This window comes from Streptomyces sp. NPDC001153 (genome assembly GCF_053598315.1).
This window is the reverse complement of sequence record NZ_JBSFJZ010000014.1, coordinates 37,282-57,435: the sequence shown is the minus strand read 5'-3', so window position 1 is coordinate 57,435 and position 20,154 is coordinate 37,282. Positions and strand designations below refer to the sequence as shown.

At 72.2% G+C, this 20,154-nt stretch carries 22 protein-coding genes; 7 read left to right on the top strand and 15 right to left on the bottom strand.

Going from position 1 to position 20,154, the window contains the following annotated elements:
- Positions 1-43: 43 nt before the first annotated feature.
- Complete coding sequence (locus tag ACWDEN_RS17825) at positions 44-406, bottom strand: winged helix-turn-helix transcriptional regulator (protein WP_351616502.1); 363 nt, start codon at positions 404-406, stop codon at positions 44-46.
- A gap of 260 nt (positions 407-666) precedes the next feature.
- Between ACWDEN_RS17825 and ACWDEN_RS17820 the strand changes: the two genes are divergently transcribed.
- On the top strand, positions 667-981 hold the full coding sequence (locus ACWDEN_RS17820; RefSeq protein WP_351616500.1) for a hypothetical protein: 315 nt from the start codon (positions 667-669) through the stop codon (positions 979-981).
- A 71-nt stretch (positions 982-1,052) separates the two neighbouring features.
- On the opposite strand, the gene ACWDEN_RS17815 is transcribed toward ACWDEN_RS17820, so the two are convergent.
- Positions 1,053-2,702 (bottom strand): alpha/beta fold hydrolase, encoded by a 1,650-nt coding sequence (locus ACWDEN_RS17815; RefSeq protein ID WP_450859604.1) that lies wholly within the window; start codon positions 2,700-2,702, stop codon positions 1,053-1,055.
- A 136-nt stretch (positions 2,703-2,838) separates the two neighbouring features.
- On the opposite strand from ACWDEN_RS17815, the gene ACWDEN_RS17810 reads away from it, so the two are divergent.
- A complete protein-coding gene (locus ACWDEN_RS17810) occupies positions 2,839-3,117 on the top strand; it encodes a hypothetical protein (RefSeq protein WP_351621490.1) in 279 nt (92 codons plus the stop codon).
- Positions 3,118-3,145: 28 nt separating this feature from the next.
- Here ACWDEN_RS17810 and pspAB read toward each other — a convergent pair whose 3' ends face one another.
- The 6 genes from pspAB to glnA form a co-directional block, all read right to left on the bottom strand.
- On the bottom strand, positions 3,146-3,730 hold the full coding sequence (gene pspAB / locus ACWDEN_RS17805) for a PspA-associated protein PspAB (RefSeq protein WP_351621487.1): 585 nt from the start codon (positions 3,728-3,730) through the stop codon (positions 3,146-3,148).
- A 3-nt stretch (positions 3,731-3,733) separates the two neighbouring features.
- On the bottom strand, positions 3,734-4,654 hold the full coding sequence (gene htpX, locus ACWDEN_RS17800; protein ID WP_351621484.1) for a zinc metalloprotease HtpX: 921 nt from the start codon (positions 4,652-4,654) through the stop codon (positions 3,734-3,736).
- 139 nt (positions 4,655-4,793) lie between these two features.
- Positions 4,794-5,048, bottom strand: a complete 255-nt coding sequence (locus ACWDEN_RS17795; protein ID WP_351621481.1) for an SCO2583/SCO2584 N-terminal domain-containing protein — start codon at positions 5,046-5,048, stop codon at positions 4,794-4,796.
- 508 nt (positions 5,049-5,556) lie between these two features.
- On the bottom strand, positions 5,557-5,862 hold the full coding sequence (locus ACWDEN_RS17790) for a hypothetical protein (RefSeq protein WP_450859603.1): 306 nt from the start codon (positions 5,860-5,862) through the stop codon (positions 5,557-5,559).
- Positions 5,863-6,081: 219 nt separating this feature from the next.
- The gene (locus ACWDEN_RS17785; RefSeq protein ID WP_351621478.1) at positions 6,082-6,567 is read right to left on the bottom strand and encodes a helix-turn-helix domain-containing protein; all 486 of its coding nucleotides are present in this window, start codon (positions 6,565-6,567) and stop codon (positions 6,082-6,084) included.
- Between the two features lie 279 nt (positions 6,568-6,846).
- Positions 6,847-8,256, bottom strand: a complete 1,410-nt coding sequence (glnA, locus tag ACWDEN_RS17780) for a type I glutamate--ammonia ligase (RefSeq protein ID WP_351621475.1) — start codon at positions 8,254-8,256, stop codon at positions 6,847-6,849.
- A gap of 209 nt (positions 8,257-8,465) precedes the next feature.
- Here glnA and ACWDEN_RS17775 point away from each other — a divergent pair, with 209 nt between their 5' ends.
- Together ACWDEN_RS17775 and ACWDEN_RS17770 are read left to right on the top strand one after the other, a co-directional pair.
- The gene (locus ACWDEN_RS17775) at positions 8,466-8,936 is read left to right on the top strand and encodes an RDD family protein (RefSeq protein WP_351621472.1); all 471 of its coding nucleotides are present in this window, start codon (positions 8,466-8,468) and stop codon (positions 8,934-8,936) included.
- Positions 8,937-9,030: 94 nt separating this feature from the next.
- A complete protein-coding gene (locus ACWDEN_RS17770) occupies positions 9,031-9,531 on the top strand; it encodes a flavin reductase family protein (protein ID WP_351621469.1) in 501 nt (166 codons plus the stop codon).
- Positions 9,532-9,550: 19 nt separating this feature from the next.
- Here ACWDEN_RS17770 and ACWDEN_RS17765 read toward each other — a convergent pair whose 3' ends face one another.
- From ACWDEN_RS17765 to lipB, 4 genes are all read right to left on the bottom strand, one after another.
- Positions 9,551-10,240 (bottom strand): DUF4191 domain-containing protein, encoded by a 690-nt coding sequence (locus ACWDEN_RS17765; RefSeq protein ID WP_351621466.1) that lies wholly within the window; start codon positions 10,238-10,240, stop codon positions 9,551-9,553.
- 65 nt (positions 10,241-10,305) lie between these two features.
- Positions 10,306-10,503, bottom strand: coding sequence for an SCO2195 family GlnR-regulated protein (locus ACWDEN_RS17760; RefSeq protein WP_053653973.1), 198 nt, complete (start codon positions 10,501-10,503; stop codon positions 10,306-10,308).
- Positions 10,504-10,734: 231 nt separating this feature from the next.
- Positions 10,735-11,724 (bottom strand): lipoyl synthase, encoded by a 990-nt coding sequence (gene lipA / locus ACWDEN_RS17755; protein ID WP_351621463.1) that lies wholly within the window; start codon positions 11,722-11,724, stop codon positions 10,735-10,737.
- 119 nt (positions 11,725-11,843) lie between these two features.
- Positions 11,844-12,641 carry a lipoyl(octanoyl) transferase LipB gene (gene lipB / locus ACWDEN_RS17750; RefSeq protein WP_351621460.1) on the bottom strand — a complete coding sequence of 266 codons (798 nt, stop codon included), beginning with the start codon at positions 12,639-12,641 and terminating at the stop codon, positions 11,844-11,846.
- A gap of 241 nt (positions 12,642-12,882) precedes the next feature.
- Between lipB and ACWDEN_RS17745 the strand changes: the two genes are divergently transcribed.
- Complete coding sequence (locus tag ACWDEN_RS17745) at positions 12,883-14,352, top strand: regulator (RefSeq protein ID WP_351621457.1); 1,470 nt, start codon at positions 12,883-12,885, stop codon at positions 14,350-14,352.
- A gap of 42 nt (positions 14,353-14,394) precedes the next feature.
- Here ACWDEN_RS17745 and ACWDEN_RS17740 read toward each other — a convergent pair whose 3' ends face one another.
- Positions 14,395-15,768 (bottom strand): NAD(P)/FAD-dependent oxidoreductase, encoded by a 1,374-nt coding sequence (locus ACWDEN_RS17740; protein ID WP_450859602.1) that lies wholly within the window; start codon positions 15,766-15,768, stop codon positions 14,395-14,397.
- 182 nt (positions 15,769-15,950) lie between these two features.
- Positions 15,951-16,847 carry a TIGR01777 family oxidoreductase gene (locus tag ACWDEN_RS17735; protein WP_351621452.1) on the bottom strand — a complete coding sequence of 299 codons (897 nt, stop codon included), beginning with the start codon at positions 16,845-16,847 and terminating at the stop codon, positions 15,951-15,953.
- A 65-nt stretch (positions 16,848-16,912) separates the two neighbouring features.
- Between ACWDEN_RS17735 and ACWDEN_RS17730 the strand changes: the two genes are divergently transcribed.
- Positions 16,913-17,392, top strand: a complete 480-nt coding sequence (locus tag ACWDEN_RS17730) for an N-acetyltransferase family protein (protein ID WP_450859601.1) — start codon at positions 16,913-16,915, stop codon at positions 17,390-17,392.
- A 37-nt stretch (positions 17,393-17,429) separates the two neighbouring features.
- Here the strand turns inward: ACWDEN_RS17730 and ACWDEN_RS17725 are convergent, their stop codons facing one another.
- Complete coding sequence (locus ACWDEN_RS17725; protein ID WP_450859600.1) at positions 17,430-18,614, bottom strand: MarP family serine protease; 1,185 nt, start codon at positions 18,612-18,614, stop codon at positions 17,430-17,432.
- Between the two features lie 634 nt (positions 18,615-19,248).
- Between ACWDEN_RS17725 and ACWDEN_RS17720 the strand changes: the two genes are divergently transcribed.
- Positions 19,249-20,127 (top strand): peptidoglycan recognition protein family protein, encoded by an 879-nt coding sequence (locus ACWDEN_RS17720; protein WP_450859599.1) that lies wholly within the window; start codon positions 19,249-19,251, stop codon positions 20,125-20,127.
- The last annotated feature ends 27 nt before the right edge of the window (positions 20,128-20,154 follow it).

The window sequence follows — 20,154 nt, the reverse complement described above, 5'->3', positions numbered from 1 at the left end:
GGTGAACGGGGCGTTCCGGGGAGGTGGGCGTGGACGGGCGGGGTCAGTCGCCGGTGCCCGGACGCTCCTGCGCGCCCTCGGCGAGGGCCTCCGCCCACCGGCCCGACCAGCGGACCAGCGGCCGCAGGGCGGTGTACGCCTCCCGGCCGAGCGGTGTGAGGGTGTACTCCGTGCCGTCCTGCTGGGTCACGAGGCCCGCCTCGGTCAGTTCGCGGAGCCGCCCGCGCAGCACGCTGGAGGACATGCCGTCGCAGCGCTGCTGCAGTGCGCGGAAGCCGGTGGGTCCCTCGTGGAGTTCCCAGAGGATGCGCAGGGTCCAGCGCCGCCCGAACAGGTCGAGTGCCGCCATCAGGGGGCGGCCCGTGGCCGAGCCCCGGACCGGCCGGCCGGGCCTGGGTGTCGTCATGCCGTCCGCGCAATCTGTCCGATGCTTCTGTTTCCGAAACAGTAGCATCGCCCGCCGCGCTGCGGTGTGTTCGAATCGACGCCGGCTCATCCACCCCTTCGGAAACTGGCGTGACACGACGACAGTTTCCGTGCTGAGCTGGGGATTTGTCAGTCCTCGCGGCCCTGTCGTTGTCAGTGCCGGGCAGTAGACTGGAAGCAGTGTTCGAGGGCATCGCCGGGCTGTCCGGCCGGTGCCCTGACCGCGACAGGAGGATGCCCGTGCCCGCTGCCGCCCTGAAGCCGAAGCCGTTGCCCACCCAGTCCACCGCCCAGCACCCCGTGCTGTTCGACTCCCCCTACGAGCCGGTGGCGAAGCGGCCCCTGCCGGCCGGACGCCCGCGCGAGTGGTACGTCACCCACAACCGCCGCCTGAAGGCCATGCGCCTCGCCATAGCCCTGCTCGACTCGGGCATCTACCTCCCGGCCCAGGCCCGCGACGACAAGATCCGCAGCACGGCCGCGGAGATCGGCATGCGCCCGCCGTCCGACACCACCTGCCACATGGTCCGGGCGTTCATGCGCTACAGCCGCTGACCCCCCGGACCGGCGCCGGGTGCCCCGCCCTGCAAGGGGGGCGCCCGGCGCCGCGGGGCCTGCCGGATCGCTCAGCCGTAGCGCTCCAGCAGTCCGCGCACATACGCCTCCATACGCGCGCCCAGCACCTCGGACGTCAGGTCCGTACGGCCGAGACCGCGCCACGGTCCGGCCAGCTTCTCCGCGCCGGACGCGTAGTGGAGGGCGTCCAGCAGCCGCCAGTACAGATGGTCCCGGCCGTCGGCGAGGCCGTGGCCGCCCCGCCGCTCGTACCGGTCCCGGAAGGCCAGCCCGTGCTCCGGGCCGTGCAGCAGGGCCAGCGCGGTGGAGCAGTGCGCCACGTCCAGGTCGGCCGGACCCCAGGAGGTCTCCACCCAGTCCACGACCCCGCTGATCCGCACGTCCTCGCCCGTGCCCGTGAAGAGCACGTTCCCCGGGTGGTAGTCCCGGTGCAGGAAGCACCCCCGGTACGGCGGCGGGTCCCGGCGGATCACGTCCACGGCGCGCTCCCACAGCGCCCCCGCCGGAGTGCGCACGCTCTCGGGTGAGGTCCACGCCTGGTAGGTGCGGGGCTGCTCCGGCGGCACCACCGCGTGGATCCCGACCAGTTGGGCCGCCAGCAGATCGAGCCGCCGGTCCAGCGCCGCGCCGCCGTGCCCGTCCTCTCCGTCCACCAGGATCTGGCCGGGCAGCCCGGTCATCAGCAGGGACGGGTGGTCGCAGTGCTCGGCCGTGGCGTCCACGGCGACCAGGGCCGGGGCGGGCACGGCCTCCTCGGCGGCGAGCAGCCCGAGGACCGCGGCTTCCCGGGACAGCAGCCCGGGCGCGTGCCGCCGGAAGAAGGGCTTCACGAAGGTGCGCAGCACCAGCTCCTCCCCGTTGTCGAGGGTGAGCGCGCGCATCTGCGAGGACCAGCCGCCCTGGAGCATCCGGGTGTCCGTGACGGTACGGCCGACGGGCAGCTGCTTGGCCACCCAGGCCCGGGTCGCCGCCCAGCCCTGCTCTCCGTCGAGCCCGCTGACCAGCGCCGCCACCAACCCGCGCCGGTCCTCGGCATGGTCGTGGAACCACAGCCCCAACCGGTGCTCCGCCTCGGGGAGTTCGAACCGGGTGTACCGGGCCCGTGCGGTCAGAGCGTCCTGCACCGCCTCGGTCACGGCCGGCGGGATGACCGCGTCGGTGCCCGGGACCGCCAGCACCGCACGGCCCGCGTAGGCCCGGAACGCCTCCAGGGCGGGCGAGCTCCGCCAGCCGTCCGGTGTGCGGATGATCTCGCTGAAGCAGCCCCGGCCGTTCCCGAACGGCACCTCCCAGGCCTCGGGGGCGTAGACGGCGGGCGAGCACAGCCCGACGGCCGCCACTCGCGGGCCGTAGTGCCGTACGAGATCGGCGACCGTCTGTCCGCTCATGCTGAAGCCGACCAGGACCAGCGGATCGTCCGCCGGTGCGTGTGCGTCGAGCACCGCCACCGCCTGCTCGAACCGTCGGCGCAGGCTCAGCTCGGCGAGGGAACCCGTGCTCTCGCCATGGCCCGAGAAGTCGAACGCCAGGGCGTGGCAGCCGTGCCCGGCGAACTCCGTGAGCAACGGCAGGAGACGCTGCTTGCTGCCGTTGCCCGCGCCGTGCAGCAGCACCGCCGTGGCCCGGCCCGGTGGGCCCGCGGCCACGCCACTGAGCCGTTCGCCGTCGAAGTCGTGGGTGAATACGGAGAGTTCGCTCATGAGGTCATTCACTCACGGCGGGCCCCCGCCGGGCGGAAAACGGGATGCGGTCCCCGTCACCGCCTCCCTACGCTGAACAAACGGCACGAAGCCGACACACTCCACCCCCGTCACACTCACCCCACGGAGGTCCGTCATGCGTGGCATCGTCGCATCCGCGACCGTCGTCCTGGTGATCCTCGGAATCGGAAACCATCTGTGGTGGCTCGCCGCCGTCGCGCTGCTGTACCTGTACGCGACGCACGGACGCGGTTCCCCCGGCACACCACCACCCGCCGGCGCGGGCACCCCGCCCCCGCCGGAGAGCTACCGCGCCTACCGCGAGCGCCGGGACCGGCTGGCGAAGTGGGAGCGCCGCTACCGCCGGGAACGGCCCTTCGAGACCCGCCGGCAGCAGCGCGAGAAGAGCGGGTGAAGGACGTAGTGCGGTGGGGCGGCCCCGGTCACAGGCCGGGGGCGCCCCACACCGGGAACCAGCGGCCGAGGTCCTGCTCGATCCGCAGATCGTTCGCGAGCGCCGCCTTCACCTGGAGCTCCAGCGCGTTGTCCCGACGCTCGGCCGGGCCGGGCAGGGGAGCGAAGGGGTAGAAGGTGCCCCGCTTGTAGAGGTAGACCAGCGCCAGCTTGTGGCCGCCCTCGTCGGTGAAGGCGGCCAGCGAGCACAGCAGCTGCGGGCCGAAGCCGTTGACCTCCATCGCGCTGTTCACCGCGTGCAGGTCGTTGACCAGCTCCGGCAGCTGCTCGGGGCTGCGCGCGGACACCAGCCAGGAGTAGCCGTAGTCGTCCCGGCGCAGCTCCACCGGCAGTCCGCCGCGGTCGCTGTCCGCGTCCAGCAGCGCCTGCACCTCCCGGTGGGTCTGCTCGAAGGCCGCGCCCTCGACCGTGGCGAAGCACACCGCTCCGGTCCCGGTCGGCGTGAAACCGGCCGCGGCCTGAAGGGTCACGGCCGCCGAGGGCAGCGCGAAGAGCTGGTCGAGATCGGGCGCGACCGGTTTCGTACGGCCCAGCAGGATGTCCAGCAGCCCCAACGCTCAGCCCGCCTTCCCGGGAGTGGCGGCCTCGCCCAGCTCCGCCGAGATCCGGCCCAGCTGTTCCAGCCGCTGCTCCAGGGTCGGGTGCGTGGAGAAGATCCGCTCGATGCCCGGCTCCTTCCCGGTCGCCGGGCTGAAGTAGAAGGCGTTGAACGCCTGGGCGGTGCGCAGGTCCTTGCTCGGGATCCGGGCGATGTCCCCGGTGACCTTGGTGAGCGCCGAGGCCAGGGCCGACGGGCGGCCGGTGAGATGCGCGGCCGCGCGGTCGGCCGCCAGCTCCCGGTACCGGGACAGCGCCCGGATCAGCAGGAAGCTGATCGCGTACACCGCCGCGGAGACGCCCATGATCGCGGCGAAGACGGCGGCGGTGTTCTGGTCCCTGCGGCCGCCGCCGAAGACCTGCGAGTAGAAGGCGAACCGCACGATCAGGCCCGCCAGCACGCCGAGGAAGGACGCGACCGTGATCACGGCGACGTCCTTGTGCGCCACGTGCGACAGCTCGTGCGCCAGCACGCCCTCCAGCTCGGCCGGCTCCAGCCGCCGTAGCAGCCCCGTGGTCACGCAGACCACGGCGTGGTCGGGATTACGGCCGGTCGCGAACGCGTTCGGCATGTCCATGTCGGACACCGCGACCACCGGCTTGGGCATGTCGGCGATCGCGCACAGCCGGTCCACCACCGCGTGCAGCTCGGGATACTCCTCCCGCTCCACGACCCGGCCGTGCATCGCGAACATGGCGATCCGGTCGGAGAACCAGAACTGTGCCACGAACATCGCTCCGACCAGCACGACGACCAGCACCCAGGACCTCAGCAGCGCGATCAGCGCGGCGACGAAGCCCACGTACAGCAGACCGAGCAGGAACATCGTCAGACCCATGCGCACGGTCAGCCGTCGGTCGCTCCGGAAGCGGCTCTGCATCTTGCATCACCCCGCAGTCAGGCACTCGTCCCGCTGTCCAGTGTGCACCAGCCCACCCCCATGAACAGGTCCCGAACGTCCCCAGGAGCGGCAAAACGCACCTGTGAGCCGGCCGGCTGCCGCCGTCGGTCCCCGCCCGCTAGCGCGAGGAGCCGAACTGCAGCAGCCCGATCAGCACCATGACCCCGATCACACAGCCGAAGACCACGGCCGTCGACGCCCACGACGTCCGGCGCGGCACCGGATCGGGATCGGCGCGGAAGGGCGCCGGATCCGGCGGGGTCTCCTTCCAGCGCGCGGCGAGCATCCGGGCCCGGGCCGAGGGCTCCTTGTGCTCGGCGGAATTCGCCCAGCGGTGATCGAACTCCCGCTCCCAGTCGTCCTGTTCCGTCATCCCCGTTCAACCTCTCTCGTCCGGCAGGGTCAGGAGGGATGATCCCCCGGAAGTAGGAAGTCCGGGAAGCGGGAAAAAGTTCCCTCCCCGGTGTCCCACGGTCCGGAACACGTCGAAGGCCCCCGCGGCAGGCTCGTGGTCCAGCACGCCCGCGTCATGCCGTCTGGCCCGCCCGAACCCCACGGCGACGGGGGCCCACGCTGGGTACTCGTCCCGCACGGAAGCCGGTCCAGCCGCCTGGCGTCTGCCATGGCCGGCGAGGGAGCAGGGGACGATCGGGTGGGGGGAACGGTCGGTATGGAGTCCGGCTCTTCCGGCTTTTCACGGCCGGCCGTGGGCGCGGTGCTGCGGCACCGACGGGGAGTGCGCCGCTGCGGACTACGGCGCCCTCATAGGTGCGTTCACGTCCCTCGCCCGATGACGTGTCATGGGGATCCGGGTGCCTGATGGGATCGAGCACCCGGATCCACCCTTCGTCGTCAGGGGGTGCGATCAGTCCGGCCGGCCCTCAGCCGCCCCAGCCCCAACCGCCCCGGCCGTGGCCGTGGTGTTCTCCACCCCAGCCCCAACCCCAGCCGTGGCCGCGGTGTTCTCCACCCCAGCCCCAGCCCCAGCCCCAGCCCCAACCCCAACCCCAGCCGTGGTGTTCTCCACCCCAGCCCCAGCCCCAGCCGTTGTCGTGCTGGAACGAGACGACGTGTTCGGGCGCGGCGCTGGCGGCTGCGGTGGCGGCTCCGGCTCCGGCGGCGAGGGCGAGGACCGGTGCCGCCGCGACCGCGACAGCCACTCTCTTGATACGGGTGTGCACGCGCATGGTGAGCCCCTCTCGGAGGGTGTGCTTGGTTTTCCGGCGGCCACGACGTGCCGTCCCTTGCGCTTCAGAGCCTGCGCGTAGCCCTGTGCGCCGCCCGCCGCCCGCTGAGCATTTTGAGGCGGCGGACCATCACCTCCGGTATGAAAACGGACATAATGGTTTTATTTAACGTACAACGAGCTTGCCGCGCGGTCAAAGCAGGACCCGGCGCCGACCTGGTCAGCGCTCGCAGGCGCCACCCCTCTCCGGCCCGTCGCCCGTCGTGCCGTCGCCGCGCAGTTCGACACAGCATGAGCCGGGCCGCGGGGCGAGGACTGCAGTGGTCCTGTCGCTTCCCAGGCCGTGCAGGTAGCCGGCCAGAAAAGCCCGGTTGACGGCGCAGATCGGTTCGGGGGCCTTGGCTGCCATGGGGTGGAAGGGGCAGTTGCGCAGGCGCATCAGGGTGGGGGCGGTGCGCTCCGGCTCGTAGCCGAACTTCTCGAGTGTGCCGGCCGCGACGCTCAGTCCGCGCTCGGCGCCGAGGCGCCCCGGACGCACTCGCTCGCGTTCGGCGGTGCCCAGGGTCTCCCCTCGCCGGTATGCCGCACGGAGCGCGGCGTCCCTGGCCGATTCCTCGTCCGTCTCGGTGAGCACGGCCTCGGTGAGAAGGTCGGCCGGCATGCCGTAGCGACGCTCGGGGATGGTCAGCGTGACGGCCTCGTCCACCGGCGCGTACACCTTGGGCTACGGCCAACCCTTCGGATACCCGCGGGCGATCGATGGCGCGCCTGGAGCAGGCCGGCCGCCACCGGCTTGTCCAGGTGGAACGCCGCCAGCTCGCGGGAGATGCCGAGGCCGTCGGCAACCTCTTCAGTTGGTGAAACTTCTCGGTGATGCGTGGAGTCCGAGAAAAAGCCGTCGGCCGGCTCTCCCGAAGAAGGAGAGCCGGCCGACGGCCCACGGACGGCCCAGGGGCGCGGTTACCCGCTCCGACCTGGGGCGATATCACACGTCGAAGTACAGCTCGAACTCGTGCGGGTGCGGACGCAGCTGCAGCGGCGCGATCTCGTTGGTGCGCTTGAAGTCGATCCACGTCTCGATCAGGTCCGGCGTGAAGACGTCGCCCTGGAGGAGGAACTCGTGGTCGGCCTCGAGCGAGTCGAGGACGGCCGGCAGCGAGGTCGGGACCTGGGCGACGTTCGCGTGCTCCTCGGGAGCCAGCTCGTACAGGTCCTTGTCGATCGGCTCGGCCGGCTCGATCTTGTTCTTGATGCCGTCCAGACCCGCGAGGAGCAGGGCGGAGAAGGCCAGGTACGGGTTGCCGGAGGAGTCCGGGGCGCGGAACTCGACGCGCTTGGCCTTCGGGTTGGAGCCGGTGATCGGGATACGCATGGCCGCGGAGCGGTTGCGCTGCGAGTACACCAGGTTGATCGGCGCCTCGAAGCCCGGCACCAGACGGTGATACGAGTTCACCGTCGGGTTGGTGAAGGCCAGCAGCGACGGGGCGTGCTTGAGGATGCCGCCGATGTAGTAGCGGGCGGTGTCCGACAGGCCCGCGTAACCGGCCTCGTCGTAGAACAGCGGGTCGCCGTTGCTCCACAGCGACTGGTGCACGTGCATGCCCGAGCCGTTGTCACCGAAGATCGGCTTCGGCATGAAGGTCGCGGTCTTGCCGTTGCGCCAGGCCACGTTCTTCACGATGTACTTGAACAGCTGCAGGTCGTCGGCGGCGGCCAGCAGGGTGTTGAACTTGTAGTTGATCTCCGCCTGGCCGGCGGTGCCCACCTCGTGGTGCTGGCGCTCGACCTTCAGGCCGGCCGCCTCCAGCTCCAGGGAGATCTCGGCGCGCAGGTCGGCGAAGTGGTCGACCGGCGGGACCGGGAAGTAGCCGCCCTTGTAGCGGACCTTGTAACCGCGGTTGTCCTCGAGGGCACCGGTGTTCCAGGCGCCCGCCTCGGAGTCGATGTGGTAGAAGGACTCGTTCGCCGAGGTGGCGAAACGGACGCTGTCGAAGACGTAGAACTCGGCCTCGGGACCGAAGTACGCGGTGTCCGCGATACCGGTCGACGCGAGGTAGGCCTCGGCCTTCTTCGCCACGTTGCGCGGGTCACGGGAGTACTGCTCGCCCGTGATCGGGTCGTGGATGAAGAAGTTGATGTTGAGCGTCTTGTCCCGGCGGAAGGGGTCCACACGGGCGGTGGACAGGTCGGCACGCAGCGCCATGTCGGACTCGTGGATGGCCTGGAAGCCGCGGATCGACGATCCGTCGAAGGCCAGCTCCTCGTCCGGGTCGAACGCCTCAACGGGCACCGTGAAGTGCTGCATGACGCCCGGCAGGTCGCAGAAGCGGACGTCGACGAACTTGACGTCCTCGTCCGCGATGAACTTCTTGGCCTCGTCGGCGTTCTGGAACATCCAGCTCCTCCTACTCCCGACCGTCCTCGCCGGGGTGGTAGATCGTTCGTGCGGCCAGTGCGGTGGCACACGCTGGTCTCGACCCTAGGGACGGGTGATTTCTCGGGCGTGACCCGTTTGTTTCGCAGAAGTTAACCGGCCACGCGTCCACCCTAGCTCCGGGACACCCCGGCGTACCCCGGTCATTTCGGGCCCAGTACCGTGGACGGGTGGACAACAGGCAAGCACTCGGGTCGTGGCTCTCCGGGCCTCGCGCGGCCATGGAAGAGGCCGGCGCGGACTTCGGCTACCGGGGCGAGCAGCTCGGCCTCCCCGAGGAGGGGCCGAACTCGATCGCCCGCCCGGGACGCCGGCTCGGCGCGCTCGCCGTGGACTGGGGACTGAGCGTTCTGATCGCATACGGCCTGATCACGAACGGCTACCGGGTGCCTGCGACGAGCAACTGGGCGCTCGGCGTCTTCTTCGTCATGAGCGTGCTGACCGTGGGCACGATCGGCTTCACCCCGGGCAAGCGGCTCTTCGGCATCCGGGTGGTGGCCCTGGAGACCGGCACGGTCAGCCCGCTGCGGTCCCTGCTCCGCACGGTCCTGTTGTGCCTCGCGATTCCGGCGCTGATCTGGGACCGGGACGGCCGCGGGCTGCACGACAGGCTGGCGAAGACCGTGGAGGTCCGGGTCTGACCGTTCCCGGCTGCGGGTCCGCGCCCGCACCCGGCAGTCGTCCAGATGCCACCACCCGGTTGCCCGGTCACACCGCCGACGGCATCGTCGCGGTATGACCGATGCTCAGGATGTGATGGCGGCCGAGGTGACGCCGGAGGAGTTCCGGGACGCCATGGCGCGCTTTCCGTCGGGCGTGGTGGTGGTGACCGCCCGCTGCGAGGACGGCACCCCGCGCGGCTTCACGGCGAGCTCCTTCTGTTCCGTCTCCCTGGAGCCACCGCTGGTCCTGGTGTGTCTCGCGGACGCGGCCGACTCCGCGGCGGTCTTCGCGCGGTGCGACCACTTCGCGGTGAGCGTGCTCGCCCCGGAGCACCAGCCGCTGGCCCTGCTGTTCGCCACCAAGGGCGCCGACAAGTTCTCCGACACCTTGCTGCAGCCGAACCCCTCCGGGCTGCCGGCGGTGCGGCAGGCGCCCGTACAACTGGACTGTGCCGCATACGCGCGTTACCCGGCCGGGGATCACACGATCCTGATCGGCCGGGTAACGGGAGTACGGCTGGGCGAGGGTTCGCCGATGGTCTACTGCGAGCGGGAGTTCCGGCGCCTGCGCTGACGGGCCGGCGCCGCGGGGCTCAGCGGCCCTTCGGCATCCGCATGCCCTTGGGCATGGGCCCCTTCGGCAGCGGCATGTTGCTCATCAGGTCGCCCAGGGCCCGCAGCCGGTCGTTGGTGGCCGTGACCTGGGGGCCGGTGAGCACGCGCGGGAACTTCAGCAGGGTCGTGCGCAGCTTCTTCAGCTCGACCTGGCCCTCGCCGGTGCCGACGATCACATCGTGCACCGGTACGTCCGCGACGATCCGGTTCATCTTCTTCTTCTCGGCGGCCAGCAGGCTCTTCACCCGGTTCGGGTTGCCCTCGGCGACCAGCACGATGCCGGCCTTGCCGACCGCCCGGTGCACCACGTCCTGGCTGCGGTTCATCGCCACCGCCGGAGTCGTCGTCCAGCCCCGGCCGATGTTGTCCAGTACGGCGGCCGCGGCGCCCGGCTGGCCCTCCATCTGGCCGAAGGCGGCGCGCTCGGCACGGCGGCCGAACACGATCGCCGTCGCCAGCAGTGCGATCAGCAGGCCGAAGATGCCCAGGTAGACCGGGTGGCCGAGCAAGAAGCCGATCACAAGGAAGACAGCGAGGGTGCCGATGCCGACGGCCCCGAGTACAAGACCGATCTTTGTGTCGACCTTGCGGGTCATCTTGTAGGTGAGGGCGATCTGCTTCAGTCGCCCTGCGTTCGCGGCGTCCGCCGCGGGTTCCTTCCTCGCCATGTCACGAAGTCTACGTGGCCCCGGGAGTGCGGACGACGGCAGTGCCCGGTGCACGGCCGGTGGACTCAGGAGCGGCCGGCGGCCTGCTCCAGGACACGCTGCGCCTCCACCCGGTCCTTGGCACGCCGGCGGTCCTCCAGCACGGAGGTCCACGCGTTGCGCCGGGCGGTGCGCTGACCACCGCTCATGAGCAGCGACTCGACGGCGCGGAGAGCGTCGGTGAAGGACGGGATGGCGGTGGCGCGTACGGGCGCGGCCTGCATGATCGAGGTCCCCCCTCGGAGCGGACGGTGTACGAGGCGTGATACCAGAGTCACTGATTGGTGTTACCAGGGCGTGTCCGACCGGTCAAACGCCAATGAAGCCTTGATACAGAGCGCTGAAACGCTGACGCGGCCCTGATGCCCGCCCTCATCAGCGAGGACGGTCAGGACCGCGTCGACTCGGCCATTACTGGCCGGTAGCTACTTGTGCGTGAATTCACACGCGCGGGCTCACACCGCCTGGGTGGCGACGAACGAACCGCCCCGCTGCGGAGCAGCCGAGTGACGCTGTTCGATGGCCATCCGGTACAGGCGCCCGGCCCGGTACGAGGACCGCACCAGCGGACCCGACATCACACCGGAGAAGCCGATCTGCTCGGCCTCCTCCTTCAGCTCCACGAACTCCTGCGGCTTCACCCAGCGCTCGACGGGGTGGTGCCGGACGGAGGGGCGCAGGTACTGGGTGATGGTGACCAGCTCGCAGCCCGCGTCGTGCAGCTGCCTCAGCGCCTCGCTGACCTCCTCGCGGGTCTCGCCCATGCCGAGGATCAGGTTGGACTTGGTCACCAGGCCGTAGTCGCGGGCCTCGGTGATGACCTTCAGGGAGCGCTCGTAGCGGAAGCCGGGGCGGATCCGCTTGAAGATCCGCGGGACCGTCTCGACGTTGTGCGCGAAGACCTCGGGGCGCGAGGAGAAGACCTCGGCCAGCTGCTCGGGGACCGCGTTGAAGTCGGGGGCGAGGAGTTCGACCTTCGTACGGCCGCCCTCCCGCTCGGCGGTCTGCCGGTGGATCTGGCGCACGGTCTCGGCGTACAGCCAGGCGCCGCCGTCCTCCAGGTCGTCGCGGGCGACGCCGGTGATGGTGGCGTAGTTCAGGTCCATCGTGACCACGGACTCGCCGACGCGCCGCGGCTCGTCGCGGTCCAGGGCCTCGGGCTTGCCGGTGTCGATCTGGCAGAAGTCACAGCGCCGGGTGCACTGGTCGCCGCCGATGAGGAAGGTCGCCTCGCGGTCCTCCCAGCACTCGTAGATGTTCGGGCAGCCGGCTTCCTGGCAGACCGTGTGCAGGCCCTCGCTCTTCACGAGGTTCTGCATCTTCGTGTACTCGGGACCCATTTTCGCCCGGGTCTTGATCCACTCGGGCTTGCGCTCGATGGGGGTCTGGCTGTTGCGGACCTCCAGGCGCAGCATCTTGCGTCCGTCCGGTGAGACTGCGGACACGTCGGCTCCCTGTGACTTCGATTCTTCGGCGTACACCAGGGTACGCCCGTGCTCATTGCGCCCTGCCGGGGAGATCAACCTGGCGGTCGCAGGGCGCATTCCCACCACGGCCGGGCGGGTCAGGCGCTCGCCTTCTCGATCACCCGCGGCTTCAGGTCCGCGTTCTCCAGGATGTCCCGCAGGTGCCTCTCCGCCACCGGCAGGACCTCCTCGATGGTGATGTCCCGGCCCAGCTCGGCCGCGAGGGAGGCGACCCCCGCGTCCCGGATCCCGCACGGGATGATCCGGTCGAACCACTTGTTGTCGGGGTTCACGTTGAGGGCGAAGCCATGCATCGTGACGCCCTTGGCGACCCGGATGCCGATCGCGGCGATCTTGCGGTCCTCGCGCCGCTGGCCGGCGTTGGAGGGGGCGTACTCCGGGCCGTTGAGGCGGGGGTCGAACTCCTCGTCCTGCAGCCGCGGGTCGAAGTCCAGGGAGAGCCCGCCGAGCGAGGGCCGCTGCTCGACCGGGTCGCCGAGCACCCACACGCCGCTGCGGCCCTCGACCCGGGTGGTCTCCAGGCCGAACTCGGCGCAGGTGCGGATCAGCGCCTCCTCCAGGCGCCGTACGTGCGCGACCACGTCCACCGGGCGCGGGAGCTTCTGGATCGGGTAGCCCACCAGCTGGCCGGGGCCGTGCCAGGTGATCTTGCCGCCGCGGTCCACGTCGATGACCGGGGTGCCGTCCAGCGGACGCTCGCTGTCCTCGGTGCGGCGGCCGGCCGTGTACACCGGGGGATGCTCCAGCAGGATCACGGTGTCCGGGACCTCGTCGGCGAAGCGGGCCGCGTGCACCCGGCGCTGCTCGTCCCAGGCCTCCTGGTAATCGACGGCATCCGCACCGAACCCCATGCGAACGAACCGCAACTCACTCACGGCAAGGGCCTCCCTCAGCGAACCGGTGTGTCAGGCACGAAACGCGCCCACGCCACTGTACGTCCGACCGGCGTACGTCAGCCCTGCGGGCGTTCCTCACACGATCGGATGAATGCCCTGCGGAATGTGCGATCGCCTGCTCACCCTCCGCTACATTCGCGCCGTTCGTGAGGCCATAAGGGCTGCTCAAAGGCAAACCGGGCACTTCGACAGGCTCGGAAGGCAGGAGACCGCACCGCAGATGACGGACCGACCCGCGCAGCGCACCCCCAACCGCCAACTCGCCGCGCTCATCGCAGAAGCGGGGTTCTCCAACGCGGGTCTGGCCCGTCGCGTCGACCAGCTCGGGCTCGAGCACGGGCTCGACCTCAGATATGACAAGACCTCGGTCACCCGCTGGCTGCGCGGACAGCAGCCCCGGGGCACGACCCCCGCCCTGATCGCCGAGGTCTTCACGCGCCGGCTGGGTCGCCGGCTCACGGCCCAGGATCTCGGCCTGGACGCCTGTGCGCCGGTGTACGCCGGGCTGGAGTTCGCGGCCACCCCGGAGGAGGCCGTCGACATCGTCAGCGGGCTGTGGCGCAAGGACTCCGGCAGCCACGCCGAACTGCGCAAGATCGCGTTCACCCCGGCGGGGCTCGTGGTGCCCAGCCGGGACTGGCTGATCGGCAAGCCCGACGACAAGGTGGCCCGCGAACCGGCACCCCGGGTGCCCGCGCAGGGCCGCCCCGCCCCGGTCAAGCCCCAGGGGCGGCAGCCGCTGCCGGTGCCGCCCCGGGCGCGCGGGCACGCCGAGCGCGCCCCCGGCCACAAGGTCACGGGCGGCGACATCAACGCGCTGCGCTCGGTCGGCGAACTGTTCCGCACCCTCGACGACCGCTACGGCGGCGGCCACGCCCGGCAGGCCCTGGTGCGCTACCTGGAGCACGAGTGCGAGCCGATGCTCCGCGGCAGCTACGACGAGCAGACCGGCCGCAAGCTGTTCGGTGCCGCCGCCGACCTGACCCGGCTCGCGGGCTGGACCTCGTACGACATCGCCGCTCACGGACTCGCCCAGCGCTACTTCGTGCAGGCCCTGCGGCTCGCCCAGGCGGCCGGCGACCGGGCGTACGGCTCCTACGTCCTGGTCACCATGAGCCGGCAGGCCGTCTATCTCGGCCACGGCAGGGAGGCCGTACAGCTCGTCCGTGTCGCCCAGCAGGGCATGGGGACCGGCGGCCCGCCGGTCGTGCAGGCGCTGCTGCACGCCTCCGAGGCGAGGGCGCACGGCGTGCTCGGCGAGGTGCGGGCGTGCACGGCGGCGCTCGTGCGGGCCGAGCGCGCCCTGGAGGCGGCCCGGCCCGGGGACGAGGTGCCGTACTGGGCGAAGTTCTTCGACGAGGCTCAGCTCGCCGACGAGTTCGGGCACTGCCACCGGGATCTGCAGCAGTTCCGGGCCTCCGCCCAGCACGCCGAACGCTCACTCCAGCTCCGCGCGACCTCCCACGCCCGCAGCCGGCTCTTCTGCCGCGTGGTCCTCGCCACGGCCCGCCTCGGCCTCGGCGAACTCGACCAGGCGTGCGCCCTGGCCGCGGAGGCCGCCGGCCAGGCCGCGGAGATGCGGAGCGTTCGCGCTGTGGAGTACGTGCGGGACTTCGAGCGCCGGCTCGAGCCTTATCGGGACGCGGCACCGGTGCGGGGGTACCGGGAGAAGGTGGCGGCGTTGGGGTAGCCGGTTGCCGGTCGCCGTCGGGGCTTGCGGTTGTCCGTCCGCCTACGCCGCCCTGGGCAGAGTAGGCGCCGGATCCGCGCGGTTCAGCGAACCCGCCGCGCCCAGGTCGGCCAGGATCGCCGCCGACGCGCGGTGGGCCGAGTGCAGGGCGCCCTGGAGCGTGCTGGTGTCGCGGTGGTCGCCGCAGACGTACAGGCCGGCGAGCAGCCGTACCGGGCGGCGCAGGTCGTGGGGTGGGCGCATCGCCGGGACCGCCTCCGGGGTGTGGTGCACCGCCAGCGTCTCCCAGCGGCGCGTCGAGGTGCCGTGGAGACGGGAGAGGTGGATGCGGACGGCGGTGTCGACCCCTTCCGGCGGTGTGCCGAGCACGGTCGAGGAGATCAGCACCCGGCCGGCCGGCGCCCGGCTCGGGTCCACGGCGCTGAGCACCGCCGTGTGCGCCACCGGCCCGCCGCGGTCGGCGTCCAGCAGCAGCGAGGTGCCGGTGGCGAGGACCGCCGCCGGGTCGTCGGTGGTGTGGTGGACCACGGTCACCGGGTGGAAGTCCGGCACCCTCAGGCCCGGCAGCAGCTCCGCCGCCGCCCGCGCGTCGGTCGCCAGCAGCACCGCCCGGCAGCGGATCTCGCCGTGCTCGGCGGTGGCCACCGAGGTCGTGGACACCGAGGTGACCCGCACCCCGGTGTGCACGATGCCCGGCGGCAGCGCCCGCGCCAGCAGCTCCGGCAGCATCTCCGCGCCGCCCTCCGGCACACACAGCCGGCCGCTCGCGAAGGCGCGCAGCGCGAGGTCGGCGCACCGGCTCGAGGTGGTCAGCTCCGGGTCGCACAGCAGGGTGGCGAGCAGCGGGCGCAGAAAGCTGTCGATCGTGCGCGGCGGCAACCCGCGCTGGGCGAGGGCCTGGCGGGCGGGCATCTCCGGGCGGGCCAGGATGCGCTCGACCGGGGTGGCGGCGATCCGCCCCAGCGCGGCGCCGAGCCGGGCCTGGTCGACCGCGCCGCCCACCGGTGCGCCGGCCCGGCCGGGGCCGGTCGCCGGTCCCCTGGGGGCGCTGGCGAGAGCGCGCACCACATGGAGTGCGCCCCTTGCGCCCCGTGTGCTCCCCACGGCCGCCGGTGCGCCCGCGCGCTGGGTGCGTCCGTCGCGGTGCAGCAGGACGCCCGGCGCGAAGGTGCGCAGGACCAGGGAGTCCAGGCCCGGGGTCGTGCGGAGTTCGGGGTAGGACGTGGACATCAGCTGTCCGATGCGGTCGAGCCGGAAGCCGTCGACCTTCTCCGTCGACATGCGGCCGCCGACGTAAGGGGCGGCCTCGAGGACTGCGGTCGAGATTCCTGCGCTGGTCAGCCGATGAGCCGCCGAGAGTCCGGCGATTCCGGCTCCCACGATGACGACGTCCACCTGGTACGCGGGCTCAAGCACGAGGCCCCTCCTGTGGTTGCGCGGCCGGTGGAGACGTCATGCCCCCAACTGGCTCCGGGAATACCCGAGTTCGCCTCGAGGTTAGGTCCGTGATCGGTCACGAACAGTCGCGCATCAACAGGGCACGGTCGCATAGAGGTCGCATGCGGTCACATCCGTTCGCCGGTGTTGCAGACGCCGGTTCACCCCGCGGAGCGGATCGCCTCCTCGATCCCCGGGAACGCGAACCGGAACCCCGACTCCAACAGCCGCCTCGGCAGCACCCGTTGGCTGCCCAGCACGTCCCCCGCCATGTCGCCCAGCACCGCCCGCAGCACCGGCGCCGGGACCGCGAAGGGGGCGGGGCGGTGCAGCACGCGGGCCATCGCCGCCGTGATCTCACGGTTCGTCAGCGGCCGCGGGGCCGTCAGGTTGAACGGCCCGGAGAGCGTGTCGTCGTCGATGAGATGCCGGATCGCGGCGACCTCGTCGTGCAGCGCGATGTACGACCAGTACTGCCGACCGTCGCCCAGCCTCCCCCCGAGCCCCGCCCGGAACAGCGGGAACAGCCGCCCCCAGGCCCCGCCGCCGCGTGCCACCACCAGGCCCGTGCGCGCGAACACCGTCCGCACGCCCGCCTCCTGCGCGGGCGCCGCCGCCTCCTCCCACTCCACGCACAGCGAGGGCAGGAAACCGTCGCCCGGCGGGGCGTCCTCGTCCACCGCCCGGTCGCCGGTGTCGCCGTAGAAGCCGATCGCGCTGCCGCTGACGAAGACCCGCGGCGGCTCGGGCAGCGCGGCCACCGCCTCCGCCAGCGCGGCCGTGCCCAGCACCCGGCTGTCCCGCAGCAGCCGCTTGTACGACGGCGTCCAGCGCCGGTCGCCGATGCCCGCCCCGGCCAGATTGACCACCGCGGCACAGCCGGTCAGCCCGGCCGCGTCCACGTACTGCCCCTCGGGGTCCCAGCAGACCTCGTACGGGCCCGCTGCCGCCCGGCGTACCAGTCGTACCACCTCGTGCCCGTCCGCGGTCAGGGACCGCACCAGGGCGCTGCCGATGAGCCCGGACGCGCCGGCCACCGCGATGCGCATACGTTCCATGGCCCCAGCATGCCCGCGCGAAAACCCCGTGAGGTGCTCCGGCGGCCCGCCGTACCGTGATCGTCATGCCGGAGCCGTACATACGCATCGCCGTGCCCGCCGACGAAGAACGACTGGCCGCCCTCGACCGGGCCACCTGGTCCACCCTGCACGCCGTCTCGCCCCCGCCGGAGGGCCCGTTCTTCGACGAGCGCCACCTTCCGGAGGACCACCTGGTCGCCGTGGCCGACGGGCGGGTCGCCGGCTATGTCCGCATCGCCCGCCCCACCCCGCTGGCCTCCAACGCGCACGTCCTGCAGATCCAGGGCCTCGCCGTCGCCGAGGAGGCGCGCGGGCGGGGCCTCGGGCGCGCGCTCATCCGGGGCGCCGTCGAGGAGGCGCGCGGGCGCGGGGCGCGACGGCTGAGCCTGCGCGTGCTCGGGCACAACGCCCCGGCCCGCGCGCTGTACGAGTCCGAGGGGTTCGCCGTCGAGGGAGTGCAGCCGGAGGAGTTCCTCCTCGACGGCGCCTACGTCGACGACGTACTCATGGGCCGGCGCGTCTGACCGCCGGGAGCCGGCCGGCCGGAGCCCGGGAGCCGGCCTAGGAGCTGACCAGCTGGCCGGTGTCCACCGGCGCCGTCGTCGTCGCGGCGCGCTGGGCGTCGCCCGTCACCTCGGCCGCCGTCAGCGCGTACCCCGTCTCGGCGTCCGAGGTGGAGCGCGCGAAGACCACCCCGAACACCTTGCCCGTCGTGGTCAGCAGCGGGCCGCCGGAGTTGCCCGGCCGGACCGTGGAGCGGATCGAGTAGATGTCCCGGGTGACCGCGGCGTCGTTGTAGATGTTCTGCCCGGTCGCCCGCACCCGGCTCGCCACCGTCGCCGCCTGCAGGTCCAGCCCGCCGTCCTGCGGATAGCCCGCGACCACCGCCGAGTCACCGCGCGTCGCGCTGGTGTCGAACCGCAGCACCGGGGCGTGCAGCCCGGGCACATACAGCACCGCCACGTCCCGGTCGGGGTCGAAGAGCACCACCCGGGCCAGGTACGACCGCCCCACGCCGCCGACCCGCACGCTCGGGTGGTCGATGCCCGCCACCACGTGCGCGTTGGTCATCACATGCCCCGCGGCGTAGACGAAACCGCTGCCCTCGCGCCCCTCGTTGCCCGAGGCGCCCTCGATCTTCACCGTGCTCAGCTTGGCGGCGCTCGTCGCGGCCGGGGTGACGCTGTCCCCGGAGGGCCGGGCCACCCTTGCCGTCGACTCGTTCTCGAACGGGTTGAAGACCTGCGGGAAGCCCGCCTCGGTCAGCGCCGACGTGGCCCGCGAGAACCACGCGGGCGTGGTGTCCGGCATCGCGTCCTGCACCGCGCCCAGCAGCGTCGAGTTCCGTATCGCCGCGTTCAGCGTCTGGGACGGGGCCGCGCCCAGCACGCTCGCCGCCACCCAGGCCACGATCAGCACCGCCACCGAGTTCGCCGCCGCGCCCCCCAGCCCGTCCAGCACCCGCAGCGGGCCCCGGTCCAGCTCCCCGCGCAGCCGCAGCGCCAGCCGGCCGGCGAGCTCGTGCCCCACCACCGCGGGCACCAGCACGGTCACCACCGCGAGGGTCGTCGCCTGCGCCGTACCGCGCTCCACCAGGCCGGTCACCCAGGGCAGCACCCACACGCCGACGACGGCACCGCCGACGAACCCGGCCAGCGAGACGCAGCCGGCCACCAGCCCGCGCCGGTAACCGGACGCCGCGTAGACGAGGATCACCAGCACGAGCACCAGGTCGAGCAGGTCCACGGAGCCGCCTTTCTCTCGGACCCCTCAGTACGGACGGGACGGGTCCGGTGATCAGTCACCCACTCACGGGCACGGCCACCGGGCGGCGAACCGGCCTCGTATGTGTGTACCCCCGGAAACGTCCCGGACCGGGATGATGGTTCCGCCAGGTGGCAGAGTGCACATCGCGGGCACGGCCCGGCCGCCCGAGAGTGGGCTCATGCACGCCGTCCGAAAAAGACTGGAGACGCTCGGCAGGCGCAAGCCGCTGGGCAGGCCGGGGACACCGGGGCCGAAGCTGCCGGTGACTCCGCAGCCGGGGGATACACCCGTTATGCAGGGTATGCCGGAGTTGGCCGGGGCGCCGGGGGGAGCCGGGACGCCGGAGTCCTCCGGGGCGCGGCAGACGTCCGCGACCCCGGGGCGCACGGGACTGCTGGAACTCCTGAGACAACAGCTGAGGCTCCTGATATCCATGAGACGCCTGAGATCCATGAGACAGACGAGACGCCTGAGACGCCGGGGACCCGGGTTCCCGCCGACGCCGAGCACGCGGACGCCGGACCCGGGACAGACGCCCGGGACCTCGCGGACGCGGGAGGCGGGAAGGACACCCGAGGCATCCGAAGGGCCGGCGACACCCGCGATGGCGGGAATGCCGAAGCCGCCGGACACGCCCGGCCCGCTGGAGACACCGGAGCCGGCCGACACGCCGGAGCCGGGGCGCCGGGGAGCCCGGCGGATACCCGGCGCCCTGCTGATGCTGCTCGGCTGTCTGCCCGGGCTGGTGGCCGTCCTCGTGCTCGCCCTGGGCGGCGGTGGTGTCGAGCGCCCCGCCGCGGCGGACCTCGACCGCCTCGACCGGCCCGGCCCGGCCCGCGCCCCGGTCACCCACCGCGCCCCCCGGCCGCGCATCGTGCCCCGCTCCGTCTGGCTGGGCGCCGCCGGGCGCGTCCAGCCGCCGCCGCGCTACGACGACAAGGTGGTCGCCGTCTTCCTGCACCACACCGACTCGCCGGGCGACTACAACTGCGCCGACGCGCCGGAGATCATCCGCCGCCTCTACGCCGGCCAGACCGGCGTCCGGAACTGGGACGACATCGGCTACAACTTCATCGTCGACCGCTGCGGCACCATCTACGAAGGCCGCGCCGGAGGCACCGACCGGGCCGTCACCGGCGCCCACACCCAGGGCTTCAACCACCGCACCGCCGGCATCGCCGCCCTCGGCACCTTCACCGCCGGCGTCCCCGTGCCCCGGGCCATGACCGACGCGATCGCCGCCCTGGCCGCCTGGAAACTCGGCCTCGCCGGCATCGACCCGCGCGCGAGCGTCCGCCTGGTCTCCAGCAACAGCCTCAGCCGCTACAAGGCCGGCACCACCGCCACCCTGCCCGCCCTGGCCGGACACGAGGCCGGATTCATGACCAGCTGCCCCGGCGCCGCCCTCAGCGCCCGCCTTCCCGCGATCAGGGAGAAGGCCGCGCGCCTGCAGGGCCGGACCGCCACGGCGCGGCTCACAGCCATCCCTTAGGCACCACGCAGCCCGCTCCGAGCCCCG